This is a genomic window from Enterobacter sp. C4G1 (assembly GCF_052886895.1).
Genome location: NZ_JBQVVV010000001.1, coordinates 780,275 through 807,133, shown reverse-complemented (window position 1 = coordinate 807,133; position 26,859 = coordinate 780,275). Strand labels below are relative to the sequence as shown.

General features: G+C 54.4%; 28 protein-coding genes. 16 read left to right on the top strand and 12 right to left on the bottom strand.

Annotated features, from left to right (window positions below):
* Window positions 1-93 precede the first annotated feature (93 nt).
* The 3 genes from ACT9TW_RS03950 (at window position 94) to rsmJ (ending at window position 4,313) form a co-directional block, all read left to right on the top strand.
* Window positions 94-1,365, top strand: coding sequence for an acid phosphatase (locus tag ACT9TW_RS03950; protein WP_446491712.1), 1,272 nt, complete (start codon window positions 94-96; stop codon window positions 1,363-1,365).
* Between the two features lie 145 nt (window positions 1,366-1,510).
* A complete protein-coding gene (prlC, locus tag ACT9TW_RS03945) occupies window positions 1,511-3,553 on the top strand; it encodes an oligopeptidase A (RefSeq protein WP_446491711.1) in 2,043 nt (680 codons plus the stop codon).
* A gap of 7 nt (window positions 3,554-3,560) precedes the next feature.
* Window positions 3,561-4,313, top strand: a complete 753-nt coding sequence (gene rsmJ, locus ACT9TW_RS03940) for a 16S rRNA (guanine(1516)-N(2))-methyltransferase RsmJ (RefSeq protein WP_446491710.1) — start codon at window positions 3,561-3,563, stop codon at window positions 4,311-4,313.
* Window positions 4,314-4,397: 84 nt separating this feature from the next.
* Here the strand turns inward: rsmJ and uspA are convergent, their stop codons facing one another.
* Entirely contained in the window at window positions 4,398-4,835 is a 438-nt protein-coding gene (uspA, locus tag ACT9TW_RS03935; protein ID WP_014072197.1) for a universal stress protein UspA, read from the bottom strand.
* Between the two features lie 284 nt (window positions 4,836-5,119).
* Here uspA and uspB point away from each other — a divergent pair, with 284 nt between their 5' ends.
* Window positions 5,120-5,455, top strand: coding sequence for a universal stress protein UspB (gene uspB, locus ACT9TW_RS03930; RefSeq protein WP_003861224.1), 336 nt, complete (start codon window positions 5,120-5,122; stop codon window positions 5,453-5,455).
* 43 nt (window positions 5,456-5,498) lie between these two features.
* Here the strand turns inward: uspB and ACT9TW_RS03925 are convergent, their stop codons facing one another.
* From ACT9TW_RS03925 to pitA, 3 genes are all read right to left on the bottom strand, one after another.
* Window positions 5,499-5,906: a hypothetical protein gene (locus ACT9TW_RS03925; RefSeq protein ID WP_446491709.1), complete on the bottom strand. Its 408-nt coding sequence runs from the start codon at window positions 5,904-5,906 to the stop codon at window positions 5,499-5,501.
* Entirely contained in the window at window positions 5,884-6,273 is a 390-nt protein-coding gene (locus ACT9TW_RS03920) for a polymorphic toxin type 44 domain-containing protein (RefSeq protein ID WP_315687181.1), read from the bottom strand. The genes ACT9TW_RS03925 and ACT9TW_RS03920 overlap by 23 nt, the downstream gene beginning before the upstream one ends.
* A 172-nt stretch (window positions 6,274-6,445) precedes the next feature.
* Window positions 6,446-7,945 carry an inorganic phosphate transporter PitA gene (pitA, locus tag ACT9TW_RS03915; RefSeq protein ID WP_182062871.1) on the bottom strand — a complete coding sequence of 500 codons (1,500 nt, stop codon included), beginning with the start codon at window positions 7,943-7,945 and terminating at the stop codon, window positions 6,446-6,448.
* 228 nt (window positions 7,946-8,173) lie between these two features.
* Between pitA and ACT9TW_RS03910 the strand changes: the two genes are divergently transcribed.
* From ACT9TW_RS03910 to ACT9TW_RS03900, 3 genes are all read left to right on the top strand, one after another.
* Window positions 8,174-9,367, top strand: a complete 1,194-nt coding sequence (locus tag ACT9TW_RS03910; RefSeq protein WP_446491708.1) for an NAD(P)/FAD-dependent oxidoreductase — start codon at window positions 8,174-8,176, stop codon at window positions 9,365-9,367.
* 129 nt (window positions 9,368-9,496) lie between these two features.
* Window positions 9,497-9,895 carry a potassium channel family protein gene (locus tag ACT9TW_RS03905; RefSeq protein WP_182062868.1) on the top strand — a complete coding sequence of 133 codons (399 nt, stop codon included), beginning with the start codon at window positions 9,497-9,499 and terminating at the stop codon, window positions 9,893-9,895.
* A 165-nt stretch (window positions 9,896-10,060) separates the two neighbouring features.
* On the top strand, window positions 10,061-11,086 hold the full coding sequence (locus tag ACT9TW_RS03900) for a TerC/Alx family metal homeostasis membrane protein (protein ID WP_446491707.1): 1,026 nt from the start codon (window positions 10,061-10,063) through the stop codon (window positions 11,084-11,086).
* A gap of 47 nt (window positions 11,087-11,133) precedes the next feature.
* On the opposite strand, the gene ACT9TW_RS03895 is transcribed toward ACT9TW_RS03900, so the two are convergent.
* Complete coding sequence (locus tag ACT9TW_RS03895) at window positions 11,134-11,796, bottom strand: HAD family hydrolase (RefSeq protein WP_182062866.1); 663 nt, start codon at window positions 11,794-11,796, stop codon at window positions 11,134-11,136.
* A gap of 239 nt (window positions 11,797-12,035) precedes the next feature.
* Here ACT9TW_RS03895 and ACT9TW_RS03890 point away from each other — a divergent pair, with 239 nt between their 5' ends.
* The gene (locus tag ACT9TW_RS03890) at window positions 12,036-12,563 is read left to right on the top strand and encodes an NlpC/P60 family protein (protein ID WP_446491706.1); all 528 of its coding nucleotides are present in this window, start codon (window positions 12,036-12,038) and stop codon (window positions 12,561-12,563) included.
* Between the two features lie 5 nt (window positions 12,564-12,568).
* Here ACT9TW_RS03890 and ACT9TW_RS03885 read toward each other — a convergent pair whose 3' ends face one another.
* Complete coding sequence (locus ACT9TW_RS03885) at window positions 12,569-13,363, bottom strand: SDR family NAD(P)-dependent oxidoreductase (protein ID WP_446491705.1); 795 nt, start codon at window positions 13,361-13,363, stop codon at window positions 12,569-12,571.
* A 54-nt stretch (window positions 13,364-13,417) separates the two neighbouring features.
* Window positions 13,418-14,278 (bottom strand): LysR family transcriptional regulator, encoded by an 861-nt coding sequence (locus tag ACT9TW_RS03880; protein WP_182062863.1) that lies wholly within the window; start codon window positions 14,276-14,278, stop codon window positions 13,418-13,420.
* Window positions 14,279-14,377: 99 nt separating this feature from the next.
* Between ACT9TW_RS03880 and ACT9TW_RS03875 the strand changes: the two genes are divergently transcribed.
* From ACT9TW_RS03875 to arnF, 8 genes are all read left to right on the top strand, one after another.
* Window positions 14,378-14,884: a phenolic acid decarboxylase gene (locus ACT9TW_RS03875; RefSeq protein WP_446491704.1), complete on the top strand. Its 507-nt coding sequence runs from the start codon at window positions 14,378-14,380 to the stop codon at window positions 14,882-14,884.
* Between the two features lie 437 nt (window positions 14,885-15,321).
* Window positions 15,322-16,461 (top strand): UDP-4-amino-4-deoxy-L-arabinose aminotransferase, encoded by a 1,140-nt coding sequence (gene arnB / locus ACT9TW_RS03870; RefSeq protein WP_446491703.1) that lies wholly within the window; start codon window positions 15,322-15,324, stop codon window positions 16,459-16,461.
* Between the two features lies 1 nt (window position 16,462).
* Entirely contained in the window at window positions 16,463-17,446 is a 984-nt protein-coding gene (gene arnC, locus ACT9TW_RS03865) for an undecaprenyl-phosphate 4-deoxy-4-formamido-L-arabinose transferase (protein ID WP_182063487.1), read from the top strand.
* Window positions 17,443-19,425 carry a bifunctional UDP-4-amino-4-deoxy-L-arabinose formyltransferase/UDP-glucuronic acid oxidase ArnA gene (gene arnA / locus ACT9TW_RS03860; protein WP_446491702.1) on the top strand — a complete coding sequence of 661 codons (1,983 nt, stop codon included), beginning with the start codon at window positions 17,443-17,445 and terminating at the stop codon, window positions 19,423-19,425. The genes arnC and arnA overlap by 4 nt, the downstream gene beginning before the upstream one ends.
* On the top strand, window positions 19,422-20,324 hold the full coding sequence (gene arnD, locus ACT9TW_RS03855) for a 4-deoxy-4-formamido-L-arabinose-phosphoundecaprenol deformylase (protein WP_446491701.1): 903 nt from the start codon (window positions 19,422-19,424) through the stop codon (window positions 20,322-20,324). The genes arnA and arnD overlap by 4 nt, the downstream gene beginning before the upstream one ends.
* Window positions 20,321-21,976 (top strand): lipid IV(A) 4-amino-4-deoxy-L-arabinosyltransferase, encoded by a 1,656-nt coding sequence (arnT, locus tag ACT9TW_RS03850; RefSeq protein ID WP_315687169.1) that lies wholly within the window; start codon window positions 20,321-20,323, stop codon window positions 21,974-21,976. The genes arnD and arnT overlap by 4 nt, the downstream gene beginning before the upstream one ends.
* Complete coding sequence (gene arnE, locus ACT9TW_RS03845; RefSeq protein WP_182062857.1) at window positions 21,973-22,311, top strand: 4-amino-4-deoxy-L-arabinose-phosphoundecaprenol flippase subunit ArnE; 339 nt, start codon at window positions 21,973-21,975, stop codon at window positions 22,309-22,311. The genes arnT and arnE overlap by 4 nt, the downstream gene beginning before the upstream one ends.
* Entirely contained in the window at window positions 22,308-22,700 is a 393-nt protein-coding gene (arnF, locus tag ACT9TW_RS03840; RefSeq protein WP_446491700.1) for a 4-amino-4-deoxy-L-arabinose-phosphoundecaprenol flippase subunit ArnF, read from the top strand. Before arnE ends, arnF begins: the two co-directional genes overlap by 4 nt.
* On the opposite strand, the gene acpT is transcribed toward arnF, so the two are convergent.
* The 5 genes from acpT to ACT9TW_RS03815 are packed head-to-tail and all read right to left on the bottom strand — an operon-like array spanning window position 22,669 to window position 26,858.
* Complete coding sequence (acpT, locus tag ACT9TW_RS03835) at window positions 22,669-23,262, bottom strand: 4'-phosphopantetheinyl transferase AcpT (protein WP_446491699.1); 594 nt, start codon at window positions 23,260-23,262, stop codon at window positions 22,669-22,671. The two genes, arnF and acpT, sit on opposite strands and share 32 nt — an antisense overlap.
* Before the next feature lie 2 nt (window positions 23,263-23,264).
* Window positions 23,265-24,494 carry a beta-ketoacyl-ACP synthase gene (locus ACT9TW_RS03830; RefSeq protein WP_446491698.1) on the bottom strand — a complete coding sequence of 410 codons (1,230 nt, stop codon included), beginning with the start codon at window positions 24,492-24,494 and terminating at the stop codon, window positions 23,265-23,267.
* Window positions 24,491-25,222, bottom strand: a complete 732-nt coding sequence (locus ACT9TW_RS03825; protein ID WP_446491697.1) for a 3-ketoacyl-ACP reductase FabG2 — start codon at window positions 25,220-25,222, stop codon at window positions 24,491-24,493. The genes ACT9TW_RS03830 and ACT9TW_RS03825 overlap by 4 nt, the downstream gene beginning before the upstream one ends.
* Window positions 25,219-25,692: an ApeP family dehydratase gene (locus ACT9TW_RS03820; protein WP_446491696.1), complete on the bottom strand. Its 474-nt coding sequence runs from the start codon at window positions 25,690-25,692 to the stop codon at window positions 25,219-25,221. The genes ACT9TW_RS03825 and ACT9TW_RS03820 overlap by 4 nt, the downstream gene beginning before the upstream one ends.
* Window positions 25,689-26,858, bottom strand: a complete 1,170-nt coding sequence (locus ACT9TW_RS03815) for a beta-ketoacyl-[acyl-carrier-protein] synthase family protein (protein WP_446491695.1) — start codon at window positions 26,856-26,858, stop codon at window positions 25,689-25,691. The genes ACT9TW_RS03820 and ACT9TW_RS03815 overlap by 4 nt, the downstream gene beginning before the upstream one ends.
* Window position 26,859 lies beyond the last annotated feature (1 nt).

Genomic DNA, 26,859 nt, shown 5'->3' with positions numbered 1-26,859 from the left:
GCGTTGCAAAACATATCGGTGTCATAAAAGTGTCAACCAGCAGGGCTAGCGTCGCAGGCAGGCAAGGTAATTCTTTGAATAAAAGGAAAAATAATGAAGCTGCAATTCACACTGCTCACATCAGCACTCCTCCTCGCGCTGCCGGTACTGGCAAAAGAGGTTCCGCTCAGCCAGGCGGCCGAGATCGCCAGCAGCGTTACGCCGGCATCTGCCAGCCCGTCGTTTGATGCTCTGGAAACTCAGACGCTGGCGCAACTGCGTGCCGCGCTGAAAGGTGATGCCGCCACGCTCACGCGTGACCAGCTCGAAAAGGCGAAGCAGAATAAAACCCAGGCCGATAAAGCCTGGCTTAAGGCAAGCGGCTATGACTTCCGGGTGAAAGAGAACCAGCAGGCGGGTATCGACCTGCTTTCGGTATTCAGTAAACTGCCCGAGACCGTTATCAACGCAAACCTCCAAACAGTGACCGCCATTAACCACGATGCTTCGCAACTCACTCGCCATCAGGCACTGGCGGATGCCGAAGGGATTAGCTATCTCTACTTCCTGAGCGACGCGCTGGGGCCGCGTCTGGGTAAGGCATTTCTTGCTGCCTATGACAAAGGGGAACTTGGCAAAGCCGCGGCGCTGATTAAGGCATCTGAAGTCAGCACTGGCGAGGCGAAAAAGCACTTTAATAACCCGCGCCCGTTCCTTATCCAGGGCAATACCATTCATCTGGTGCCTGATGACGTGGTGGTAAAAGACAATCAACCCTATACCGCTGACGGCGGCTCGTTCCCGAGCGGGCACACCAACACCGGTTACACCGACGCATTGATGATGGCAGAGATGATCCCGGAGCGTTTTGATGCGCTGGTGACGCGGGGGGCACGCTATGGCTATTCCCGTATTGTCCTCGGCGTGCATTATCCGCTGGATGTGATGGGCTCGCGAATGGTGGCGCAGCGTAATGTAGCCCATTATCTGAATGACGCCAGCTATCGCGCGCTGTTTAACGAAGCCCGCGACCAGCTGCGCACCGCACTGGAAAAAGAGTGTGGGACATCGCTGATTGAGTGCGCAAAGACCGACGGTAAGAACGATCCGTATCGTGACCCGGCCATGCAGACGTTCTATCGCTTCACCATGACCTACGATCTGCCGCAGCAAAAAGGCGAACAGCAGCGTCTGAAAGTGCCTGAAGGGGCCGATGTGCTGCTGGAAGCGGCACTGCCAAACCTCAGTGCAACCCAGCGCCAGGCGCTGATGGTGAAAACTGCCCTGCCTGCGGGTTATCCGCTCTCCGGGACAACGCCGGATCAGCAGTTCTGGCAGCGTCTGAACCTGCCTGCTGCCTATGCGCTCGGGCATCATGCACACTAAGTAACCCATACCCGACAGCGTTACGCTGTCGGGCGTAATTCCCCGCTTGCGCCATTGAAATCCTCTACACTTAACCCCATTACTGAACCAATATGTACAGCGCCGGATGCGCGCTTCATTCATCTTCTTCAACAGGACAGCGCTTATGACCAATCCATTACTGACGCCTTTTTCGTTGCCACCGTTTTCTAAAATCCTCCCTGAGCATGTGGTTCCAGCCGTTACGCAGTCGCTGGATAATTGCCGTGCGGCGGTAGAAAGCGTGGTAGCGCAAGGTGCGCCGTACACCTGGGAAACTCTGTGTCAGCCGCTGGCGGAAGTGGATGACGTGCTGGGCCGTATCTTTTCGCCAGTGAGTCATCTGAATTCGGTGAAAAACAGCCAGGAGCTGCGCGAAGCCTATGAGCAAACCCTGCCGCTGCTCTCTGAGTACAGCACCTGGGTGGGTCAACATGAAGGGCTGTACCAGGCCTACCGCGACCTGCGCGATGGCGATCACTATGCGTCACTGAATACCGCGCAGAAGAAATCTGTGGATAACGCGCTGCGTGATTTTGAGCTGTCCGGTATTGGTCTGCCAAAAGAGAAACAGACTCGCTATGGCGAAATTGCCGCGCGTCTGTCTGAGCTGGGCAACCAGTACAGCAACAACGTGCTGGATGCCACAATGGGCTGGACGAAGCAAGTAACCGACGAAGCAGAGCTTGCCGGGATGCCGGAAAGCGCACTGGCGGCAGCGAAAGCACAGGCCGAAGCGAAAGAGCTGGACGGTTTCCTGTTAACGCTGGATATCCCAAGCTACCTGCCGGTAATGACCTATTGCGACAACCAGGCACTGCGCGAAGAGTTGTACCGCGCTTACAGCACCCGTGCGTCCGATCAAGGCCCAAATGCGGGCAAATGGGACAACAGCCCGGTGATGGCTGAAATCCTCGCCCTGCGTCACGAGCTGGCGCAACTGCTGGGCTTTGAAAGCTATGCCTTCAAATCTCTCGCCACCAAAATGGCGGAAAACCCACAGCAGGTGCTGGATTTCTTAACCGACCTGGCAAAACGCGCTCGTCCGCAGGGCGAGAAAGAGCTGGCTCAGCTGCGCGCTTTCGCGAAAGCTGAATTCGGTGTGGATGAGCTACAGCCGTGGGATATCGCTTACTACAGCGAAAAACAGAAACAGCATCTCTACAGCATCAGCGATGAGCAGCTGCGCCCGTACTTCCCGGAAAACAAAGCGGTAAACGGTCTGTTCGAAGTGGTGAAACGTATCTATGGCATTACCGCCAAAGAGCGTACTGACATTGAAGTCTGGCACCCGGACGTGCGTTTCTTCGAGCTGTATGACGAGAAGAACGAGCTGCGCGGCAGCTTCTATCTGGATCTCTATGCGCGTGAAAACAAACGCGGTGGAGCATGGATGGACGACTGCGTGGGCCAGATGCGTAAAGCGGATGGTTCGCTGCAAAAACCGGTCGCTTACCTGACCTGTAACTTTAACCGTCCGGTTAATGGTAAACCTGCGCTGTTTACACACGACGAAGTGATCACCCTGTTCCACGAATTCGGTCACGGCCTGCACCATATGCTGACCCGCATTGAAACCGCAGGCGTTGCCGGTATCAGCGGTGTGCCGTGGGATGCAGTCGAGCTGCCAAGCCAGTTTATGGAAAACTGGTGCTGGGAGCCGGACGCGCTGGCGTTCATCTCTGGTCACTTTGAAACCGGCGAACCGCTGCCAAAAGAACTGCTGGATAAAATGCTGGTGGCGAAGAACTACCAGGCGGCGATGTTTATCCTGCGTCAGCTGGAGTTCGGCCTGTTCGACTTCCGCCTGCACGCCGAGTTCAGTCCGGAACAAGGGGCGAAAATCCTCGAAACCCTGGCCGAGATTAAAAAACAGGTCGCCGTTATTCCAGGACCAACCTGGGGCCGTTTCCCGCACGCGTTCAGCCATATCTTTGCAGGTGGTTACGCGGCGGGTTATTACAGCTACCTGTGGGCCGATGTGCTGGCGGCAGACGCCTTCTCTCGTTTCGAAGAAGAGGGCATTTTCAACCGTGAAACCGGCCAGTCGTTCCTGGATAACATCCTGACGCGTGGCGGCTCTGAAGAGCCAATGGTGCTGTTCAAACGCTTCCGTGGCCGTGAGCCGCAGCTGGATGCGATGCTTGAGCATTACGGGATCAAAGGCTGATTGTTACGTGAAGATCTGCTTAGTAGATGAATCAGGCGCCGGAGACGGCGCCTTATCTGTTCTGGCCGCCCGCTGGGGACTGGAGCACGATGACGAAAACCTGATGGCGCTGGTGATGACGCCAGAACATCTGGAACTACGTAAACGCGACGAGCCGAAGCTTGGCGGCATCTTTGTCGACTTTGTGGGTGGTGCCATGGCGCACCGGCGCAAGTTCGGCGGCGGTCGTGGCGAAGCGGTAGCGAAAGCGGTCGGGATCAAAGGCAGTTATCTGCCGGATGTGGTTGATGCCACCGCAGGGCTGGGGCGCGATGCCTTTGTGCTGGCGTCTGTTGGCTGCCGTGTGCGGATGCTGGAGCGCAATCCGGTAGTGGCGGCGTTGCTGGACGATGGGCTTGCGCGTGGCTATGCGGACCCGGAAATCGGCCCGTGGTTGCAGGAGCGTTTGCAGCTTATTCATGCCTCCAGCCTGACGGCGCTGACGGATATCACCCCGCGCCCGCAGGTGGTCTACCTCGACCCGATGTTCCCGCATAAGCAGAAAAGCGCGCTGGTGAAAAAAGAGATGCGTGTGTTTCAGTCGCTGGTGGGGCCAGATTTGGATGCCGATGGTCTGCTGGAGCCTGCCCGCCTGCTCGCGACAAAGCGTGTGGTGGTGAAGCGCCCGGACTATGCGCCACCACTGGCGGATGTTGCCACGACCAACGCGGTGACCACCAAAGGCCATCGGTTTGATATTTATTCGGCTACAGCGGAATAAAAAAGCCGGGTGGCGGCTTCGCCTTACCCGGCCTACATTCTATTCCCTCTCCCGGTGGGAGAGGGTGAGGGGAATTTAATTCACTTACTCTTCTTCTTCGTCGCGCAGTGGAACAATCAGCATATCCACGTGAACGGTGTTGATCAGCTGACGCGCTGAAGACATCAGCTTGCTCCAGAAGTCCTGGTGATGACCGCAAACCACCAGATCCATATCGTATTTCTTGATTGCATCAACCAGTACCTGACCCAGATCGCCGCTACCGCTTAAGGTTTCGGTAATAGGGTAGCCCGCGTTGGTAGACAGCTCACTCAGTGCATGGTGAGTCTCTTCAGAGATACGCTTTTGCATATCGCCCAGATTCACATCGATCAGACCGGTATAGAGATCGGAGTAATTCACATCAACGTGAATCAAAGAAACTTTCGCGTTATAGGGACGCGCCATGGATACCGCTTTATCAACCAGCACTTTGCTCTCCGGGGAGAGGTCTACCGCGATGAGAATGTGTTTGTAAGCCATAGTGTTACTCCTTCCTTAAGTTATCGATGACTAAAAGAGAAAGCCGTCGTCTGTTGCTTTCATTACGGCTCAGTTCAACAAATTTTTCAAGCCTTCGCGTTGATAACGATTAACCTTGTGGCAAAAAAATTAACGGATCTCCTACACTATTTAATGAGCCGTTCGGATATTAAAACGCGAACTGGATCGACTTTTGAGTCATTCTTTCACTGAACTGTCTGTCAGGGCATTGGGGTGCGGTAGCTCAGGGGCTTTGCTTCGAGGGCGGACGCCGGGGAGGATGTATGATTAGCACCGTCGCATTGTTTTGGGCGTTATGCGTAGTTTGCATAGTGAATATGGCGCGCTACTTCTCATCGTTACGTGCGCTATTAGTGGTACTTCGTGGTTGCGATCCGTTGCTTTATCAGTATGTGGACGGTGGAGGGTTCTTCACCTCGCATGGACAGCCCAGCAAGCAGATGCGTCTGGTGGGGTATATCTATTACCAGCGCTACCGCGATCATCACGATGAAGAGTTTATCCGTCGCTGTGAGCGCCTGCGTCGTCAGTTTATTTTAACCAGCGCCCTGTGCGGCCTGGTCGTGGTCAGTATGATTGCGTTGATGATTTGGCACTGAGCACAGGAAAGGCGAGGTTATCCTCGCCTTATTTTCGTTTATCTCAGGGGCTCACAGTAAACCGAAGGTCCGAGATATTGTCCTGAATTGAGATGACCTTCCCGCTGTAGGAGATGCTCACGTCTCCATTTTTATCTATGCTGGCACTGGTGATAGTGCCTATCCCCTCAATAACGGGATGCTTCGTAGCAAGCTCATGGATAACGTCTGTGTCTTTTCCTGCGATCTCATGTGACAAGTAGTATCGGTAAACCGTAGGCACGGTTGCTCCACCCTGATTATTAGCGGTCATGTAGAGCCTGACGCTGTCAGACAGGTTATAAACACGCTTGAGTTCATCGCTTTTTCGTGGGTCCGGCTGGTGATTCAGCCATATAAATCCTGTGACCAAAGCCAGAAGCACAAGTGTAACAAGCCGATGGAGCCATCTAATAACCATTCTGAATGGCATAATCTATCCCTTCTCTGATATTACGCTGGTCCGTTGGGTCGTCCCCATAGGGTGGTTTTTCGTACCATTTTCCCCATTCAGGCTTTGAGGTGCCGGCACGACCTTGAGCCCAACCCGCACCCATCAGAAGAATGCTTGCAGGAATACCTGCGGCAGTACCGGCAGCACCAAAGTTAAAATTACCGAATGCTGCAAAATATGGGTCGAATTTTTTGTAATCCCACGGACCGCCATTTCGAACTTTTTGGTAGAACCAGTAGTAGGTTGAGGGTGTGGCCATATTACGCGACATTCCATGGCTGCGTGCTTCACGCATGTTGTTGGCAATCACGATTGAGCCAGGCCCTGAGACAGGGACAGAAGCCATACATTCTCCTTTGCATTGTATTTTTTTCTGCCCGTCATGATAGTTTCCGCCAACCTGCTTTTTTGGACAAAAAATGTTCAGGATTTCCTGATGCCCCGATCGCTCCAGTACAAGACAGCTATAAAAAAAGCGGGCCAGTTTCCTGGCCCGCTTTTTTGTTGCGCTTAACGAATTAAATCAGCTTCAGCGCAATCCAGTACAAACCACCAGACAGCAGGATGGATGCCGGGAGTGTGAACACCCAGGCCATCAGAATGTTGGTAACCGTTTTGCGTTGCAGACCACCACCGTCAACAATCATGGTACCCGCCACAGAGGAGGAGAGTACGTGGGTGGTGGACACTGGCATCCCGGTGTAGCTCGCCAGACCGATAGAAACCGCCGCTGTCATCTGCGCGGACATACCCTGCGCATACGTCATGCCTTTCTTACCAATCTTCTCACCGATTGTTGTTGCCACACGGCGCCAGCCAATCATCGTACCGATACCCAGTGCCAGCGCAACCGCCATGATTATCCAGATTGGCGCGTACTCAATGGTATTGAGCATATCGCCTTTCAGTTTCTTCAGCAGTCGCTGGTCGTCAGCGCTTATGCCAGGCTGTTTCGCCACTTTATCCGTCACATCAGAGATGCAAAGCATAATGCGACGCAGCTGACCGCGCTGCTCAACGGTAAGTTTGTCGTAGCTTTCGATGTCGCCCAACATACCTTTCGCACGTTCCAGAGCATTAATCGCATTCGCCGGGTGGCAGTGGAACTCGCCAGGTGCGGTGGTTGCGCCTGCTTCCGGTGAAGGGATCAACTGGTCAACACCGGTCGCTTGCTTCAGCAGCTCAGGGTGCTGCTGGAAGTAAATTTCGACGTTGTTCACGGCATCACGAGTACGTGTGATTTCGTAACCGGAGGCATTCATGTTGACCACAAAGCCTGCCGGAGCAACACCAATCAGGACCAGCATCACCAGACCAATGCCTTTCTGACCATCGTTCGCGCCGTGTGAGAAGGCCACGCCGATAGCGGAAAGGATCAGGGCAATACGCGTCCAGAATGGCGGTTTTTTCTTGCCGTCTTTCTTCTCACGCTCTGCCGGTGTCAGGTGAATACGGGAGCGTTTTTTAGTATTGCTCCAGTAACGACGCAGGATGAAAATCAATCCACCTGCTACCACCAGACCCACGATAGGGGAGACGATAAGTGAGGCAAAAATCCCAATCACTTTCGGGATGTTCAACGCATCGACAACCGATGTACCGGTCATCAGGGCGTTCGTTAACCCAATACCAATAATCGCGCCGATGAGGGTGTGAGAACTGGATGCAGGCAGGCCGAAATACCAGGTACCGAGGTTCCAGATAATTGCGGCAAGCAGCATTGAGAACACCATAGCAAGGCCATGGCCAGAACTAACGTTAAGCAGCAGATCCGTTGGCAACATATGCACGATGGCATACGCAACGCTCAGTCCGCCCAGGAGGACACCAAAAAAGTTAAATACCGCCGCCATAACAACCGCAAGTTGCGATTGCATTGCGCGAGTGTAGATAACCGTTGCTACTGCGTTTGCAGTGTCGTGGAAGCCGTTGATTGCTTCGTAAAACAGAACAAAAACCAGTGCAAGCAATAATAAAAGCCCGGTATGTAAATCCAGGCCAGCAAACAAATGTAGCATAGGACGTTACGCCATTTTGAGGACATGAACGCGGCGCATTATCCAGGACAAATGCGCAACGGGCAAAGTGAAATATAGCTTTTTTTTGATATTCCTTCGGCTTTGTTGGGCTTAGGTAAAGAAATATATTTTATATTTCAAATATATGACTGATATCTGGCTTATTTGCGCTGGTGCGACCACAGCGGAAACTTTACAATCCGCGCAGTTAACGAAGAGGGTTTTGACGTGGAAAGGTTTGATGCCGTTGTGATTGGGGCCGGTGCGGCGGGTATGTTTTGTGCGGCAATGGCCGGGCAAGCGGGCCGTCGGGTACTGCTGCTGGATAATGGTAAAAAACCGGGACGCAAAATCCTGATGTCTGGCGGAGGCCGCTGCAACTTTACCAATTTGTATGTCGAACCCGCGGCGTATTTGAGTCAAAACCGTCATTTTTGCAAATCTGCGCTGGCGCGCTATACCCAATGGGATTTTATCGATCTGGTGGGTAAACACGGTATTGCCTGGCATGAAAAAACGCTGGGTCAGCTGTTCTGCGACGACTCCGCCCAGCAGATTGTCGATATGCTGGTGGCCGAGTGCGAAAAAGGCGATGTGGTCATGCGCCTGCGCACGGAAGTGCTGGAGGTATCGCACGATGAGCAAGGCTATACGCTGCAACTGAACGGTGAAACCGTCAGCACGGACAATCTGGTGATTGCCAGCGGCGGGCTGTCGATGCCGGGGCTGGGTGCGTCACCCTTTGGCTACAAGATTGCCGAACAGTTTGGCCTGAAGGTACTGCCTACACGCGCCGGGCTGGTGCCGTTTACGCTGCATAAGCCATTACTTGAACAACTTCAGACGCTCTCAGGCGTGTCTGTTCCCTCCGTCATCACTGCCGAAGATGGCACGGTATTTCGCGAAAATCTGCTCTTCACCCATCGCGGGCTTTCCGGCCCGGCGGTGTTACAGATCTCCAGCTACTGGCAACCGGGCGAGTTTGTGACGGTCAATCTGGTGCCTGATTGCGACCTGGAAAGCTTCCTGGACGAGCAGCGCAGTGCACATCCTAATCAAAGCCTGAAAAACACGCTGGCGATGCAGTTGCCGAAGCGCCTGGTTGAGTGCTTGCAGGTGTTAGGGCAGGTGCCGGATGTGTCTCTTAAGCAGCTCAACAGCCGCGATCAGCAGGCATTGGTCGATACCCTGATAAACTGGCGCGTGCAACCCAACGGCACCGAAGGCTACCGTACGGCAGAGGTGACGCTTGGCGGCGTCGATACCGATGGGCTTTCTTCGCGCACCATGGAAGCGCGTGACGTGCCGGGCCTCTATTTTATTGGTGAAGTGATGGACGTTACCGGCTGGCTTGGTGGGTATAACTTCCAGTGGGCCTGGGCGAGCGCATGGGCATGCGCGCAGGCTCTGGCAGAGAAATAATCACACTACGCAATTATTGCACCAACATTTCCCCGGCTTTCCACTAAGCTTCGACTCAGAAAAACATGTTCAGGTGCCCCGGCGCGTTCAGCAGGGGCAGTCTTCTCTTTCTCAGTCAGAGCCCCTTCCATGCAGCTACTCAGCATCATTATTTTGCTCACGCTAACCGTGGTTATCCATTCGCTGTGGATGTTTTGCGTTTTAAAATTCATAAACCTGGAAGTCGATTCTGCGGTGCGCGTTGTGCTGCGCAATGTCGGCATTGTGATTTCAATGATCTTTGCCCATCTTCTCGAAGCCAGCCTGTTTGCGGGATTCTACTTCCTGGTTGAGGCTTTTAACGACTGGAACACTAGCTTCTACTTCTCGCTGGTGAGCTACGCCACGGTGGGGTATGGCGATGTAACGCTGCCGCAAAACTGGCGGCTGATTGGTGGACTGGAAGGGCTGGTCGGCGCCCTGATGGTTGGCTGGTCAGTGGCGGTGCTGGTGGCCGTGCTCCAGCGGTTACGTGGTATGAGCGCCTAATCGAAAGATGCGTCCACCCCTTGTAGTAAGGTAAAATACGTTTCCTTGCGCAGCCGATTAGGCTGCGGCTTTGAGGGTGAAAGGCTGATAAACAGCCCACCCTTTTCTACTTCTGGTTTTAACCAGTCTGCATGGTTAGCGTTTTGTCTTCAAAAAGGGTTGTGTATGTCTGTTGCTCATCTCGGTTTCCCAACTGAAACCGTTGTTGTTTTTGTCGTGATGGCTGTCGGGGCGATGTTTATCGACCTCTTCATGCACCGTCACGATAAACCTGTCTCGCTGAAAAGCGCCGCCATGTGGTCTATTTTCTGGGTCATGATGGCGATGGTCTTCGCCGGGTTCCTCTATGTGCATCATGGCGCAGAGATGGCGAGCTTGTTCCTGACCGGTTATGCGCTGGAAGAGGTGCTGTCGGTCGATAACTTGTTTGTCATGATGGCGATTTTTGCCTGGTTCGGCGTGCCGGATAAGTACCGCCACCGCGTGCTCTACTGGGGCGTACTGGGGGCGATTGTCTTCCGCGGTATTTTCGTCGCCATTGGTACCAGCCTGCTGAGCCTGGGGCCCTACGTCGAGGTCATCTTTGCGCTGGTCGTTGGCTGGACGGCACTGATGATGCTCAAACGTAACGAAGAGAGTGACGAGGTTGAAGATTACTCCGGCCATCTGGCCTACCGTCTGGTGAAGCGCTTTTACCCGGTCTGGCCGAAAATCAGCAGCAATGCGTTTATCCTGACCCAGAAAGAGGTGGATGCAGAGCTTGAAAAGCCAGAAAACCAGGATGTTATGGTCGGGCGCATGAAGAAGGCGAAGCGTTACGCAACACCACTGCTGCTCTGCGTGGCGGTTGTTGAGCTGTCCGATGTGATGTTCGCGTTTGACTCGGTCCCGGCGATTATCGCCGTCAGCCGTGAACCGCTCATCATCTACAGCGCGATGATGTTCGCTATCCTCGGCCTGCGTACGCTCTATTTTGTGCTGGAAGCGCTGAAACAGTACCTGGTACATCTGGAGAAAGCGGTGGTCCTGCTGCTGTTCTTTGTCGCGTTTAAGCTGGGTCTTAATGCCACCGATCACTTCTGGCATCACGGTTACAGCATTGGCGCAACCGCCAGCCTGTTTGTGGTGCTAGGGGTGTTAGCGCTGGGGATAATTACGAGCGTGATGTTCCCAGGCAAACGTGCGGCCTGATGCTCTGTTTTCGCCCTCTCCCCACGGGGTGAGGGCACCAGAGCGCACTAACCCTTAATCGGTGAATTCCGGCGCTTGCGCGGATGATGGAAATGTCGCCAGTGCGGATCCTGCGCTGCCGCCAGCAGTTCGTGGTCACCTCGCGTGTCACCCCAGGCGCGCAGATGGTAATCGTTCAGATTGCCATATACTTTTTCCAGTCTGGCGACCTTCTGCGCACAGCGGCAGTTGTTACCGGTGATCCGTCCGGTTAGCTTGCCGTTTTTCACTTCAAGCTGTGTCCCGATAAGCTTAATGCCGAGCTTATCGGCCCACGGTTGCAATACCAGCGCCGGAGAGGCTGAGCAGATAGTCACCTCTGCACCGGAATTGACCTCTGCGGCAACCGCCAGCACACCCGCCGGGCGCATCAGCTTCGTCCAGTATTTCTCGCAAAACACCTCGGCCTGCTGGCGCAGCCAGTGTTCATCTACGCCGGTCAGGAAGGTTTTGATCAGCACTTCTTTCAGCTCATCACGCGTCAGCTTGCGGCGCACACAGTGGAGCGTTGGTAACGCCATACGCACCAGGCGCCCCGCAAAGTAACGTTTACCAAAGGCAAAACGCAGGAACGGGATAAAGCTGTCGTGGTGCGTCAATGTTCCATCAAAATCAAAAACAGAGAGCACGTTGGACTTGGCCACTGCCTCGTCGGCAATCATATTGGTCATAAATACGTCTTAGCTGAAATACACATTCTGCTCATTAGTTTACCTGCTTTACCCCATCAGTCCTTCTGTAACGTGCATTTTTTTATCAATCTTGCGACCTGAAAGTGAGTCCATTTTTGGTCCCGATAAAGATTGGGTAAAAAATGAGCTGTCTATATTATCACCGCATCGAAAGATATTTCGGGGGAACATTGGCCCCCACGCGTAAGGAAAAATTCACTCACTGCTTCTTTCTTGATATGACTCTTAGATCGCTTATTTCAATACTCTCGTTAAGTTTTGCTTCTTTTTCTGCATTTAGTTTTCAACTGCCCGCGTCGATGTTGTCCATGAACAGCGAGCTGGCGACTTCTCCGGCGAAGACTGCGCTGGTGCATCAGGAAACGGGCCCGCTGCGCTCACGTATTCTTGATCAATACCAGAAGTGGAAAGGCACCCAATATTTGTGGGGTGGCACCACGCACCGTGGGGTGGATTGCTCTGCGCTGATGCAGCACCTGTTCAGCGATGCGGCGAACCTCAACCTGCCGCGCACCACAGGCGAGCAGATCCATCGTGGTGTGCAGGTGGCACAATATCGCTTAAAAGCCGGGGATTTGGTGTTCTTCCAGACTGGGCCAAACCGTCGTCACGTGGGCGTGTACATTGGCGATAGCCAGTTTATCCATGCGTCGAGCAGCCAGGGCGTCACGGTTTCAACCTTGACCGACAACTACTGGCAAGAGCACTTTATTACTGCCCGCCGTGTGGCAGGCAGTTCGGCCTGAGCAGGTCAGATAATATCGTCCACCACGCCGCCATCCACGCGCAATGCCGCACCGGAGGTGGCGGAAGCCTGCGTTGAACAGACATACACCACCATATTAGCCACCTCTTCAACCGACGCGGCGCGCTGTATGACTGAGCTGGGGCGGTTGGCCATCACAAACTCTTTCGCCAGCTGTTCCAGCGATTTGCCGGTTCTTTCGATTTCGTCTTTCATCATCTCGGCGAAACCATCGGAAATGGTTGGCCCCGGCAGCACGCTGTTCACCGTCACGCCACTTCCCGCCACGAATTTCGCCAGGCCGCGTGCCAGTGAGAGTTGTGCAGTTTTGGTTACGCCATAGTGGATCATATCTGCCGGAATATTGCAGGCCGATTCCGATGAAATGAAAACCACACGACCCCAGCCTTTCTGCACCATACCCGGCAGCAGGGCGCGGGAGAGCCGTACACCCGACATCACGTTGGTTTGCCAGTAGCGCTCCCAGGTGGCATCGTCGGTGTCGTAAAAATCCAGCGGGCCGTAAATCCCGGCGTTGTTTACCAGAATATCGACACTGGTTGTGACCTTCAGCAGCGATTCAACCCCTTCCGGGGTGCTGAGGTCGGCAATGGCTGCCCGCACCTGGACACCCGGCACCGCCTGCTGTAATTGCTGTATCCCATTATTGACCGATTCGGTACTACGCCCGTTGATGATCACTTCCGCGCCGCCTTCGGCCAGCCCTTTGGCAATGGCAAAACCGATGCCGCCCGTGGAGGCCGTGACCAGCGCAACTTTCCCCGTAAAATCAATTTTCATTGTCTGCTCCTTGTGGTTTTCAAAGCTCAGACCTTAAAGCGTAGCAGTTGAGGTTTACCGGGGTGGGCTAAAAAGGCGCAGTAGCGTTTCAACCTGCTCGTCCAGCGGCGTCAGGGCGCGCTTTACGATCAGGTGCAGAGGCGTGGCACGGCGCGTACCGTGGCTCAGTGGCAGCATTTTAAGCACGCCCTGTTCAAGCTGGCTTTGAATGCGTTCCTCCGGCAACCAGCCATAGCCCACCTGATACATCACGGCCTCAATCGCGGCATCGATGGTCGAAAATGTCCACGACTCTCCAGCAGTGCTGGCGGCAGGCTGGTTATCTGCAATATGAATTAATGGCCACGGACGTAGCATCTCGTCATTGAGCGGCGTATTGAGCGCAAATAAGGGGTGATCGCGATGGGCGACGGCAACAAAATCAATGTTCATCAACCATTCGCCAAGCCCGGTGATGTCCTGACGGCGGGTTAACACCATGACATCGGCTTCATTATTGACGATATCCGAGCTGGCATTTTCCAGCACTTCCGTCAGCCTTACCTGGGTTTGCGGGTACATTTGCTGGAACTGGCGCAAAATGGCGAACAGACGGCGGCGCGGGAAAATGTTGTCTACGACCAGGTCCAGCCGCGTGCGCATCCCGTTGCGCAGCGTTGCCGCCCGTGTTTCGACGTACGAAAAAGCCTTGAGCAGCGGCTTTACCTGGTTGAGAAGCAATTCTCCGGCAGGGGTTAATACCGCGCGTCGACCTTCCGGCGCCAGCAGCGCTACTCCCAGCCGCTCCTGCAATAAAGACAGGTTATAACTCACGGAGGACTGGCTGCGGGCGGTCTCTTCTGCCGCTCTGGCAAAGCTGCCAAGCTCTACCACTTTCTCCAGTAGTGACCACTGTTCCAGCGTTGTCTTGTGCATAACGTATCTAAAATTTGAATGAATTTGATTCAAACATAGCGTTATTCATCCATTTTTTGAAGGAGTACGATCGTCTCATCAAAACAGAGGAGACACATTATGAGCACCTTCGACAAACATGATTTGAGCGGCTTTGTGGGTAAACACCTGGTCTACACCTACGATAATGGCTGGAACTACGAGATCTACGTGAAAAATGACACCACGCTGGATTACCGCATTCACAGCGGCATCGTGGCGAACCGTTGGGTAAAAGACCAGCAGGCGTATATCGTGAGGGTGGGTGAGAGTATTTATAAAATTTCCTGGACTGAACCCACCGGTACGGATGTTAGCCTGATTGTGAATCTGGGTGACAAACTCTTCCACGGTACGATTTTCTTCCCGCGCTGGGTGATTAATAACCCGGAAAAAACGATCTGTTTCCAGAATGATCATATCCCACTGATGAATGTGTATCGTGACCAGGGGCCGGCATATCCTACTGAAGTGATTGATGAGTTTGCGACCATTACCTTTGTGCGGGACTGCGGTGCGAACAATGACTCGGTGATTGCCTGTGCTGCCAGTGAATTGCCGGATGATTTCCCTGCTAATCTTAACTAAGCGCGACAATTCACTTATTTAGAAAGTTCCCGGGTGATTTCGTCTTTCAGGCGAAATGCCCGGAATTCTTATTTTGGTTGAGCATTTATTTACTTTTCTTATTATTTTCCCTGCAATCAAGTGAAATACAGCCTTAATTTGCCGTGAGCCTAATCACAAAAAATTCAAAAAAACAGAGATTCCATCTATCTTTATGTTGTTAAACGGTTTTTTCACTTCCCCTTCTTGTTAATCTCATTGTAATTTAGCTGTGTCTTAATTTTTTCCTAAGAAAAGAGGACTACTTTGCCTTAGTTGATGGTTTGTTGACATAAATGAAGCAACGACTAAATTTTATTTGGTATTTATTTAAATTCCATCTTGCATGATCCCATTGAGCTGCCCATTACGACAGCGCAGTAAAAGATGACGCCTTTAATACAGCAAGGAAATTAATAATGAGTGATTTTCTGCCTTTTTCGCGACCGTCGATGGGCGCTGAGGAAATTGCGGCGCTTCAGGACGTTTTGATGTCGGGCTGGATCACCACAGGGCCAAAAAATCAGGAGCTTGAAGAGGCATTTTGTAAGCTGACGGGGAATCGTCATGCGATTGCTGTCTGCTCTGCAACCGCCGGGATGCACGTCACGCTGATGGCGATGGGCATTGGCCCCGGTGATGAAGTCATTACCCCTTCTTTAACCTGGGTGTCGACCCTCAATATGATTGTGCTGCTGGGCGCAACGCCCGTGATGATCGATGTCGACAAAGACACGCTGATGGTAACGCCAGAGGCCATCGAAGCCGCTATTACTCCCCGTACCAAAGCCATCATCCCCGTGCATTATGCGGGTGCGCCTTTTGATATCGATGCGATTCACACGATAAGCGAACGTCACGGTATCCCTGTTATTGAAGATGCAGCCCACGCAGCAGGCACTTACTACAAAAATCGCCATGTTGGCTGGCAGGGTACCGCTATCTTCTCTTTCCACGCGATCAAAAACATGACCTGCGCGGAAGGCGGTTTAGTGGTGACGGACGACGAACAACTGGCACAACGTATCCGCAGTCTCAAGTTCCACGGGCTTGGTGTTGATGCTTATGACCGCCAGACTCACGGCCGCGCGCCGCAGGCGGAAGTTATCTCCCCGGGGTATAAATATAACCTCGCGGATATCAACGCCGCGCTGGCGCTGGTCCAGTTGGGTAAGTTGAGCGAAGCCAACGCGCGCCGTCGCGAAATCGCTGAACGTTATCTGACGGAGCTTGCGGATACACCTTTCGAGCCGCTGCGTATTCCAGCCTGGCCGCATGTCCATGCATGGCATCTTTTTATCATTCGCGTTGATGAAGCCCGCTGTGGGATCTCACGTGACGCGTTAATGGACGCGCTGAAAGCAAAAGGCATTGGTACTGGTCTGCATTTCCGTGCTGCTCATACGCAAAAATACTATCGCGAGCGTTTCCCTGAAGTCTCGCTCCCGAACTCCGAATGGAACAGCGCGCGTATTTGTTCACTCCCTCTTTTCCCGGACATGACGCATGACGACGCAACCCGCGTCATTACCGCGCTCCATCAGCTTGCAGGAAATTGATATGTTCAGCGCACCACCTGTACAAAAAGTTTCAGTTGTTATCCCGGTTTACAACGAGCAGGAGAGCCTGCCTGAACTTATCCGCCGCACCACGGCAGCCTGTGACACTATGGGCAAGGCGTACGAAATTCTGCTGGTAGATGATGGCAGCAGCGACGATTCTGCCCAGATGCTCACTGACGCCGCAGAGGTTGAAGGAAGCCACATCGTAGCCGTACTGCTTAACCGTAACTACGGTCAGCACTCTGCCATTATGGCTGGCTTTAGCCACGTAACGGGCGACCTGATCATCACTCTGGATGCCGACCTGCAAAACCCGCCGGAAGAGATCCCGCGCCTGGTAGCGAAAGCCGATGAAGGCTATGACGTGGTCGGCACAGTTCGCCAGAACCGCCAGGACAGCCTGTTCCGCAAGCTGGCGTCGCGCACCATTAACCGCCTTATCCAGCGCACGACCGGTAAAGCAATGGGTGATTACGGCTGCATGTTGCGCGCCTACCGTCGCCACATTGTCGATGCCATGCTGCACTGCCACGAGCGCAGTACGTTCATTCCGATTCTCGCCAATACCTTTGCCCGCAGAGCGACTGAAATCCCGGTGCTGCACGCTGAGCGCGAGCACGGGGAATCGAAGTACAGCTTTATGCGCCTGATTAACCTGATGTATGACCTGATCACCTGCCTGACCACCACGCCGCTGCGTTTGTTAAGCGTGTTCGGCAGTGTTATCGCACTGGCCGGGTTTGCGATTTCCGTTCTGCTGGTCGCGTTGCGACTGATCTTCGGCCCTCAGTGGGCGGCGGAAGGGGTCTTTATGCTGTTTGCCGTACTGTTCATGTTCATCGGTGCCCAGTTTGTTGGGATGGGCTTACTCGGTGAGTACATCGGCCGTATTTATAACGATGTTCGCGCACGTCCGCGCTACTTTATTCAACGTGTTGTCCGTCAGGAACACAAAGCATCTCAAGAGGAAATTCACCCATGAAAGCTGTTGTATTTGCCTATCACGATATGGGGTGTACGGGCACGCTGGCCCTGCTGGAAGCGGGTTATGATATTGCTGCAATCTTCACTCACCCGGACGCTGCCGGAGAAAATAACTTCTTTGGTTCCGTTGCGCGTATTGCCGCTGAGCGTGGCATCCCGGTGTATGCCCCTGATGATGTAAACCACCCGCTGTGGGTTGACCGCATTCGCGCGCTTTCTCCTGATGTGATTTTCTCTTTCTATTATCGCAATCTGCTGAGCAACGATATCTTAAGCCTGGCACCAAAAGGCGCATTCAACCTGCACGGCTCCCTGCTGCCAGCATACCGTGGCCGCGCGCCGCTGAACTGGGTGCTGGTTAACGGTGAAACGGAAACCGGCGTGACTCTGCACCGCATGGTGCGTCGCGCAGATGCGGGCGATATCGTGGCCCAGCAGAAAGTGGTTATTGAAGCCGATGAAACCGCGCTGCAACTGCATCATAAACTGTGTGGCGTTGCGCAAAACCTGCTGCGTGATGTGCTGCCTTCCATTCAGCAGGGCTCTTTTAAAGAGACCGCGCAGGATGAGAGCAAAGCAAGCTGCTTTGGCCGCCGTAACCCGGAAGATGGTCGTTTGGACTGGGCGAAACCTGCGCGTCAGCTGCACAACCTGGTGCGTGCGGTCACTGACCCGTGGCCGGGCGCGTACAGCTTCGCGGGCGTAAGCAAATTTATTGTCTGGAAATCCCGCGTACGTGACGACATTCCGGCGGCAAAACCGGGTACGGTGGTCTCTGTTTCCCCGCTGGTAGTGAGCTGCGGCGAGCAGGCGCTGGAAATTCTGACCGGGCAAACTGACAACGGCGTATACGTTCAGGGCACGCAGCTGGCGCAGTCTCTGGGTCTGGTTGCTGGCGCAATTATCACCAGCGCACCGGTTGTGGCCATCAAACGCCGCACCCGCGTACTGATCCTCGGTGTGAACGGCTTTATCGGTAACCACCTGACCGAACGTCTGCTGCAAGACGACAACTACGAAATCTATGGCCTGGATATTGGCTCTGATGCGATCAGCCGCTTCCTGACCAACCCACGTTTCCACTTCGTTGAAGGGGATATCAGCATCCACTCCGAATGGATCGAATACCACATTAAGAAATGTGATGTGGTGCTGCCGCTGGTGGCGATCGCGACCCCGATTGAATACACCCGTAACCCGCTGCGCGTGTTCGAGCTGGACTTCGAAGAGAACCTGAAGATTATCCGCGACTGCGTGAAATACGATAAGCGCATCATCTTCCCGTCCACGTCTGAAGTGTACGGCATGTGTACGGACAAAAACTTCGACGAAGACACCTCTAACCTGGTGGTCGGCCCAATTAACAAACAACGCTGGATCTACTCTGTTTCCAAACAGCTGCTGGACCGCGTGATTTGGGCATATGGTGAAAAAGAAGGCCTGCGCTTTACTCTGTTCCGTCCGTTTAACTGGATGGGGCCACGTCTGGATAACCTGAATGCCGCGCGTATTGGTAGTTCGCGTGCAATCACTCAGCTGATCCTGAACCTGGTTGAAGGCTCTCCAATCAAGCTGATTGAAGGCGGCAAACAGAAGCGTTGCTTTACTGACATCTCTGACGGTATCGAAGCGCTGTTCCGCATCATCGAAAACAAAGATGGCCGCTGCAACGGTGAAATCATCAACATCGGTAACCCGGAAAACGAAGCCAGCATTCGTGAACTGGCTGAGATGCTGCTGGCAAGCTTCGAGCGTCATCCACTTCGTGACCAGTTCCCGCCGTTTGCGGGCTTCCGTGAAGTGGAAAGCAGCAGCTACTACGGTAAAGGCTATCAGGACGTTGAGCACCGTAAGCCAAGCATCCGTAACGCCAAGCGCTGCCTGAACTGGACGCCGGAAGTGAAGATGGAACAGACCATCGATGAAACGCTCGATTTCTTCCTGCGCACAGTGGAGCTGTCGGAACAGACATCATGAAAAAAGTCGGCTTACGTATAGACGTCGACACCTTCCGGGGCACGCGTGATGGCGTGCCCAAACTGCTGGAGTTACTGGGCAAGCATGATGTGCGCTCCAGTATCTTCTTCAGTGTGGGGCCGGATAACATGGGACGCCATTTATGGCGTCTGATTAAACCGGCGTTTCTGTTCAAAATGCTGCGCTCACGCGCAGCATCGCTGTACGGCTGGGATATTTTGCTGGCCGGAACCGCCTGGCCTGGCAGGCGCATCGGCGCGGGTAATGAAGACATTATCCGCGAAGCATCGCGTTTGCATGAGGTAGGGCTACATGCCTGGGATCACCATGCGTGGCAGGCCTGGGCCGGCGTGTGGGATATCCCACGTCTGGGTCGTGAAGTTGAACGCGGCATGATGGAGCTGGAAGCCATTACCTGTAAACCGGTGCAGTGTTCGGCGGTGGCAGGCTGGCGAGCGGATCAGCGCGTGGTGAAAGCGAAACAGCCATTCGCATTTCGCTATAACAGCGACTGTCGCGGCAGCGGGCCGTTTTTGCCTCTGCTGGGTGAAAACCTGTTCGGCACTGTGCAAATCCCGGTCACGCTTCCCACCTGGGATGAAGTGGTGGGACGCGAGGTGACTGCCGAGGGCTTTAACCGTTACATTCTGGATTGCATCCATCGTGATACCGGTACGCCGGTGTATACCATCCACGCCGAAGTGGAAGGGATTGCGTATCAGCAAGACTTTGATGCGCTGCTGACGATGGCCGCAGAGGAAGGTATTCAGTTTTGCCCACTCAGCGAACTGCTGCCTGACGACCTCAGCACACTGCCTGTAGGCAAAATTGTTCGTAAAGAAATGGCTGGCCGGGAAGGCTGGCTTGGCTATCAACAAACCGTGAGCCCGGTACCATGAAAGCAGCCCGTTATGGCTTTGCGCTTTTCGCACTGTTTGTCATTTACTACCTTATTCCCGTCGATATCCGCCTGTTATGGCAGCCTGATGAGACGCGCTACGCGGAAATTAGCCGTGAAATGCTGGCATCAGGGGACTGGGTCGTCCCGCATTTCCTGGGACTTCGTTACTTTGAAAAACCGATAGCCGGATACTGGGTTAACAGTATCGGGCAGATGCTGTTTGGTCATACCAACTTTGCCGTGCGCGCGGGAGCGATATTCTCCACCGGGCTGGCGGCGCTGCTGGTTATCTGGCTCGCATGGCGCATCTGGCGCGATAAACGCGTCGCCTTGCTTTCGGGCGTTATCTTCTTAACCCTCTTCCTGGTGTATGGCATCGGCACGTATGCCGTGCTGGATCCGATTATCACTCTCTGGCTGGTGTTTGCGATGTGCAGCTTCTGGCTGGCGGCACAGGCGAAAACGTTCGCCGGAAAAGCGGGTGGCTATGTGCTGCTTGGGCTTGCCTGCGGAATGGGGGTGATGACCAAAGGGTTCCTGGCGCTTGCCGTGCCGGTCATTGGCGTGCTGCCGTGGGTGATTGCCCAGAAGCGCTGGAAAGAGGTGCTGCTGTTTGGCTGGCTGGCTATCCTCAGCTGCGTGCTTATTGTTCTGCCCTGGGGGCTGGCGATTGCCCATCGTGAACCGGACTTCTGGCGTTACTTCTTCTGGGTTGAGCATATTCAGCGTTTTGCGCAGAGCGATGCCCAGCACAAAGCGCCATTCTGGTATTACATTCCGTTCCTGATTGCCGGAAGTCTGCCGTGGCTGGCCTTGCTGCCAGGTGCGCTGCGTCAGGGCTGGCGTGGACGACAGGGCGAAGGCGGCGGATTGTACCTGCTTGGTTGGGTGGTTATGCCGCTGGTGTTCTTCAGTATCGCCAAAGGTAAGCTGCCGACCTATATCCTGCCGTGCTTTGCACCGTTGGCGATGCTGATGGCGCACTACGCCTGCACCGTGGCGGAAAAGAGCGGCAAAGTGCTGCGCATCAACGGATGGATCAACCTGGCGTTTGGTGTGCTGGGTGTGGTGGCGGCGCTGGTGGTTTCCCCGTGGGGGCTGTCAAAACACCCGGTCTGGACGTCCGTTGAGCTGTATAAAGTCTTCTGCGCGGTTGTGGCTTTCCTGATCTGGGCCGCAGTGGGCTGGTTTACGCTGCGCCAGAGCCAGCAGCGCTGGTGGCTGGCGGCACTGTGTCCGCTTGGCCTGACGCTGCTGATTGGCTTTGCTATCCCGAATCGGGTGGTGGATTCAAAACAGCCGCAGTCGCTGGTGGACACCGTACGTGAGCCGCTTCAGGAGAGCCGTTTCGTTCTGGCGAATAACGTGGGCGTGGCGTCTGGTCTGGCGTGGGAGTTAAAGCGTAATGACATCGTTCTGTATGGTCAAAGCGGTGAAGTGCGTTACGGGCTGGACTACCCGGATGTGAAAGACCGGTTTGTCGGCAAAGACGATTTCCCACAGTGGCTGGAAGAACATCGCCAGCAGGGGCGGATCTCGGTGGTGATCTTGTTGTCGAAAAACGATGACCTTGAGCGCCTGAAGTTGCCAAAACCTGACAGCCTGTATATTCAGGGGCGTCTGGCTTACTTGCAGTATCTGCCACAATGATGACCTGGTTCTGGCTGGTTCTGGCTAGCCTGCTGAGTTGTGCAGGGCAGCTGTGCCAGAAACAGGCCACCCGTCCGGCGAAATCCGGGCGGCGTGGTGCGCATATCGTCTTCTGGCTTGGCCTGGCGCTGCTGGCGCTGGGCTTCGGAATGCTGGTCTGGCTGGTGGTGCTGCAACGCCTTCCTGTAGGGATTGCTTACCCGATGCTGAGCCTGAACTTTGTCTGGGTGACGCTGGCGGCGAAAACGTTCTGGCGTGAGAACGTCGCGGCGCACCACTGGCTCGGCGTAGGGTTCATCATGGTCGGGATAATCCTGTTGGGAGGGAGCCTGTGAAAGGCGCATTCTGGGCGTTGTGCAGCGTGGTGTTAGTCAGCATCGCGCAGCTGTTGTTACGGTACGCCATGGTCACACTCCCGCCGGTTGGCGAGGATTTTTCTTTTATCATCGCGCTGTGGCATTTTGCGCCGGGTACCGGGTCGCTGATGCTTGGGCTGATGGGCTATGTGGCTTCAATGGGGTGCTGGTATCTGGCGCTGCATCGTCTGGCGCTCAGCAAAGCCTATGCCTTGCTGAGTCTCAGTTACATCCTGGTGTGGGGTGCAGCCATTCTGCTGCCCGGTTGGGGAGAAACGTTCTCCTGGCACGGGCTGGCGGGTGTCGGATTTATTATTCTGGGTGTGCTGACCATTTTTATACCAGGTGCATCCCGTAATGTGAAATAGACTCAGCGGTCAGGTTAAAGGGAGTAGGTGTACAGACTGCGAGGCTCAGCGAGCCGAAACGTAGTTGACTCACTGAATGCGTCTGGGCGGTGCTGTCGATGCTGACGATCTGCCAGGCGCTGCCGCCACGTTGCTTCACAATCGCTTCTTTACGCGTCCAGATACGCCAGAATGCTGACAGTTTTGCCTCTGGTTCCTCGCTTTCCAGCTCATGATGCTCTGCCACGCTGAACACGGTATTGGCCAGAGCCTGCCAGTTCTCACGCGGACGGATCACTTCTATATCGCAGCCTACTTCGCCTTCATCGCTAACCAGTAGCGCAATGTCGTCCCCGCTATGGCTTAAATTAAACCAAAATGGATGTGCATCGATGAACGATGGTTTTCCCTGTTCACCGAACACAATTTCCGGTAGCGGAGTGGGGGATAGCGCTCTGGCGAGCAAGGTCCGCCCCGCAAGCCAGGAAGCGTTTCGTGCACCCTGAGGTGCCATGTCAGCAAGCGTTGACGCCAATGGGTCCGCGCTAAGGGTGGATATTTTTCCCAGTATAAACTGGTACATAGTTACGCCCAGCGTTTGATGATTATCGAGGTATTGATGCCGCCAAAGGCAAAATTATTGCTTTGCAGGTATTCGCAATCAATCTGGCGGGCTTCCCCCATAATATAATCTAAAGCGCCACATTGCTCATCTGGTTGTCTTAAATTAAGGTTCGGTGCGAACCAACCTTCACGCATCATTTGCAGACTCATCCACGCTTCCAGTGCTCCGCAGGCCCCCAAAGTATGGCCAAAATAGCTTTTCAGCGATGAGATTGGCACGTTATCACCGTAAATGGCGGCAGTCGCCTGGCTTTCTGCGATATCACCGCGATCTGTTGCTGTGCCGTGGGCAGAAATGTACCCCATGTCCCGGGCACCTAAACCTGCCATGGCCAGCGATTGCTCCATGCAGATTTGCATAGTTTCACGCTGCGGTTGGGTGATATGGGCTGCATCGCAGTTGGTGGCAAACCCTACGATCTCGCCATAAATAGTCGCACCGCGTGCTTTTGCGTGTTCCAGTTCTTCCAGAACCAGAGTACCTGCACCTTCACCAATCACCAGACCATCTCGCTGTGTGTCAAAAGGTGATGGCGTCGTTTTTGGCGCATCGTTACGTTGACTGGTTGCAAAAAGTGTATCGAAAACGGCCGCTTCGGACGGGCAAAGCTCTTCTGCACCACCCGCGACCATAACGGTCTGATAACCGTGGCGAATCGCTTCCCAGGCATAGCCAATTGCCTGGCTGCCAGACGTACAGGCACTTGATGTGGGGATCACGCGACCGCGCAGTCCAAAGAACAAACCTGTATTGACCGCCGTGGTGTGCGGCATCATTTGCACATAGGTCGTGCCAGTAATGTTATTGGTGTGTTTTTCGGTCAGCATGGTAGCGAATTCACTGACGGGGCCCGTGCTGCCTGTAGACGAACCATAGGCGATGCCGGTTTGACCGTTAGTTAATACCGCTTCGCCAATTAGGCCCGCCTGCTCCAGCGCCAGTTCGGTGGCGCGAGTCGACATCAGCGACACGCGGCCCATTGCACGGATGCGCTTGCGGGTGTAGTGATCCGGCAAAGTGAAATCATCAATAGGTGCACCAAGCAGGGTATGCAGGCCAGCATAAACCTGCCACTCTGGCATTTTGCGAACAGCATTTTCGTACGCGAGCAGCTTGCGGGAAACAGATTGCCAGTCTTCGCCAAAAGCGGTGACACCGCCCATCCCTGTAATCACCACACGACGTGTCATAGCATTCCTCCGTTAATGGAAATAACCTGGCGGGTGACATAGCCCGCGATATCCGACATCAGGTAACTGGCAAGCCCGGCCACCTCTTCAGCCTGTCCCACGCGTTTCATTGGGATCATAGACATCGCCTCTTTCAGCGCGGTCTCTTCCATCTCAATCATCCCGGTATCAATCAATCCCGGCGCAATACAGTTCACGGTGATCTTGCGTTTTGCCAGTTCTATCGCCAGTGCTTTGGTTGCGCCGATAATACCTGCTTTGGCTGCGCTATAGTTCACCTGGCCGCGATTACCCATCACGCCCGAAACGGACGAAAGGGTGATGATACGTCCACCTTTGCGGGTGCCAATCATTGGCATAATGCAGGGGTGAATGACGTTATAAAAACTGTCGAGATTGGTGTGAATCACACTGTCCCAATCGTCTTCGCTGAGCGCAGGAAATGCGCCGTCACGCGTGATCCCGGCATTGCTGACCACGCCATACCACGCGCCATGCGTCTCGATATCATTCGAGAGCACTTCACGACACTGCTCGCGGTTACTGACGTCAAACGAGAGCAAGCGACCCGCACCACCCTCCTGAATGATGGTGTCCAGCGTTTCCTGAGCGCCTGCTGCATCACGATGGTAATGCACGCCAATGGTGAACCCGTCAGACGCCAACTGGCGGGCGATGGCACGACCAATGCCTTTGCTGGCCCCGGTGACCAGAACAGAACGACTCATGCGTTAGATCCCTGATTGAAAAGCGATGTTAATTCTTCTGCACTTGGCTGAAAGGTGTTTACCCGCCCAGTGGCAAGTGTGGTGCCGCTTGCGGCGATCGCACACTCGAAACTGCCAAAACGTTCATCCTGCATCAGTAATTTGACGGTTATGGTCAATATTGATCCAGATGCAAAACGCCCTTCAGCACATACCAACTCCCGCGCACCGAGCACCATACCCAGCGAGATGTGCTCTTGCCCCTGGTGCTGACGATGCCAGCCTGACCAGACACCAACGGTCTGAGCCATCAACTCCAGGGCATACCAGCCTGGCAGGTCGCCGTTTGCGTCGAGAAACGGTGCAAGCACGCTTTGTCCGCTAACGGTTACCTGGCATTCCGCGCTATCTTCCTCAATACTCCCGACGGACTCCAGTAGCATCATTGGCGCGTCGTGGGGCAGATAGTCGACGGGGGATAAATAGCTCATGACACTCTCCCCAGCAAAATGCTGGCATTGTTTCCACCAAACGCAAATGAGTTGGACAAAATCACGGGTTTTTTCAGTGGCTCACTCTTATGCAGCACGCCGCAAGGTGGAAGTGTATCGTCCGGCGCGTAGCGTGAGAAATCCTGCGCTGGGAGCGGCAGGCCGCGGGTCAGGATAAGCCAGCTCAATGCTGCTTCTGTTATACCTGCTGCGCCCAGTGTATGGCCCGTAAGGTGTTTGGTTGAGCTACATGGGACGCTTTCACCAAACATATCGTGCACGACCTGAGATTCAATCTGATCGTTAAGCGGTGTGGCGGTGCCGTGCAGGTTGATGTAGCCGATGTCATCTGGCCCCATATCCGCTTCTTTCAGCGCCTGAGTGATGGCGCGAATAGCCCCTTCACCTTGCGGATGCGGAGCGGAAATATGGTATGCATCGCTCGATTCACCTGTACCCAACAGAGCAACGTCATTTGTTTCACGGGTCAGTACCATTAGCGCTGCGGCTTCGCCTATGGTGATGCCACGGCGGTCCCGGCCAAACGGTTCGCACAATGTAGGGGAGAGCGATTCAAGACTGCTAAAACCGTTTACCGGCATTCGGCTCAACGTATCCGCACCGCCGACAATGGCGATATCGACCAGTCCGGCCTCAATTAACCGACGTCCGCTGATCATTGCACGAGCACTGGAGGAACAGGCCGTCGAGAGGGTGTACGCCGGGCCTTCAAGCTGAAGCCAGTTAGCCAGGAAACGGGATGGATCACCAAGCTCCTGTTGCGGATATTGCCATCGCGGGCTGCTCTCTCCACTCAGAGAGAGACGAACGTGTTCGTCACCTTCATCAAGACCGGAGGTACTTGTGCCGAGGATAACGGCGACACGGTCGCGACCAACACGAGCGATCGCCTCATCGACGGTAGGTTGAATTTGTGCCAGCGCCGCCAGAAGCAATTGGTTATTCCGGGTACGATGGGCAGACAGACTATCCGGGATTGGCGGCAGTTCACCTTCCACCCCCCCCAGCACGGCATCGGGTAGCCCTTGCAGCCAGCCCGTTCTGCGGTGCATCCCAGGTGCAATTCCAGCGGTCAGGTTTGCGGCAATTTCGTCAGCAGAATTACCCAGTGCGTTGACCATGCCAACAGCGGAAATATAAATCATC

Coding starts and splice junctions, on each gene's coding strand:
- ACT9TW_RS03950 (WP_446491712.1), top strand. CDS start 94: ATGAAGCTGCAATTCACACTGCTCACATCAGCACTCCTCCTCGCGCTG.
- prlC (WP_446491711.1), top strand. CDS start 1,511: ATGACCAATCCATTACTGACGCCTTTTTCGTTGCCACCGTTTTCTAAA.
- uspA (WP_014072197.1), bottom strand. CDS start 4,835: ATGGCTTACAAACACATTCTCATCGCGGTAGACCTCTCCCCGGAGAGC.
- uspB (WP_003861224.1), top strand. CDS start 5,120: ATGATTAGCACCGTCGCATTGTTTTGGGCGTTATGCGTAGTTTGCATA.
- ACT9TW_RS03925 (WP_446491709.1), bottom strand. CDS start 5,906: ATGCCATTCAGAATGGTTATTAGATGGCTCCATCGGCTTGTTACACTT.
- ACT9TW_RS03920 (WP_315687181.1), bottom strand. CDS start 6,273: ATGGCTTCTGTCCCTGTCTCAGGGCCTGGCTCAATCGTGATTGCCAAC.
- pitA (WP_182062871.1), bottom strand. CDS start 7,945: ATGCTACATTTGTTTGCTGGCCTGGATTTACATACCGGGCTTTTATTA.
- ACT9TW_RS03905 (WP_182062868.1), top strand. CDS start 9,497: ATGCAGCTACTCAGCATCATTATTTTGCTCACGCTAACCGTGGTTATC.
- ACT9TW_RS03900 (WP_446491707.1), top strand. CDS start 10,061: ATGTCTGTTGCTCATCTCGGTTTCCCAACTGAAACCGTTGTTGTTTTT.
- ACT9TW_RS03895 (WP_182062866.1), bottom strand. CDS start 11,796: ATGACCAATATGATTGCCGACGAGGCAGTGGCCAAGTCCAACGTGCTC.
- ACT9TW_RS03890 (WP_446491706.1), top strand. CDS start 12,036: ATGACTCTTAGATCGCTTATTTCAATACTCTCGTTAAGTTTTGCTTCT.
- ACT9TW_RS03885 (WP_446491705.1), bottom strand. CDS start 13,363: ATGAAAATTGATTTTACGGGGAAAGTTGCGCTGGTCACGGCCTCCACG.
- ACT9TW_RS03880 (WP_182062863.1), bottom strand. CDS start 14,278: ATGCACAAGACAACGCTGGAACAGTGGTCACTACTGGAGAAAGTGGTA.
- ACT9TW_RS03875 (WP_446491704.1), top strand. CDS start 14,378: ATGAGCACCTTCGACAAACATGATTTGAGCGGCTTTGTGGGTAAACAC.
- arnB (WP_446491703.1), top strand. CDS start 15,322: ATGAGTGATTTTCTGCCTTTTTCGCGACCGTCGATGGGCGCTGAGGAA.
- arnC (WP_182063487.1), top strand. CDS start 16,463: ATGTTCAGCGCACCACCTGTACAAAAAGTTTCAGTTGTTATCCCGGTT.
- arnA (WP_446491702.1), top strand. CDS start 17,443: ATGAAAGCTGTTGTATTTGCCTATCACGATATGGGGTGTACGGGCACG.
- arnD (WP_446491701.1), top strand. CDS start 19,422: ATGAAAAAAGTCGGCTTACGTATAGACGTCGACACCTTCCGGGGCACG.
- arnT (WP_315687169.1), top strand. CDS start 20,321: ATGAAAGCAGCCCGTTATGGCTTTGCGCTTTTCGCACTGTTTGTCATT.
- arnE (WP_182062857.1), top strand. CDS start 21,973: ATGATGACCTGGTTCTGGCTGGTTCTGGCTAGCCTGCTGAGTTGTGCA.
- acpT (WP_446491699.1), bottom strand. CDS start 23,262: ATGTACCAGTTTATACTGGGAAAAATATCCACCCTTAGCGCGGACCCA.
- ACT9TW_RS03830 (WP_446491698.1), bottom strand. CDS start 24,494: ATGACACGTCGTGTGGTGATTACAGGGATGGGCGGTGTCACCGCTTTT.
- ACT9TW_RS03825 (WP_446491697.1), bottom strand. CDS start 25,222: ATGAGTCGTTCTGTTCTGGTCACCGGGGCCAGCAAAGGCATTGGTCGT.
- ACT9TW_RS03820 (WP_446491696.1), bottom strand. CDS start 25,692: ATGAGCTATTTATCCCCCGTCGACTATCTGCCCCACGACGCGCCAATG.
- ACT9TW_RS03815 (WP_446491695.1), bottom strand. CDS start 26,858: ATGATTTATATTTCCGCTGTTGGCATGGTCAACGCACTGGGTAATTCT.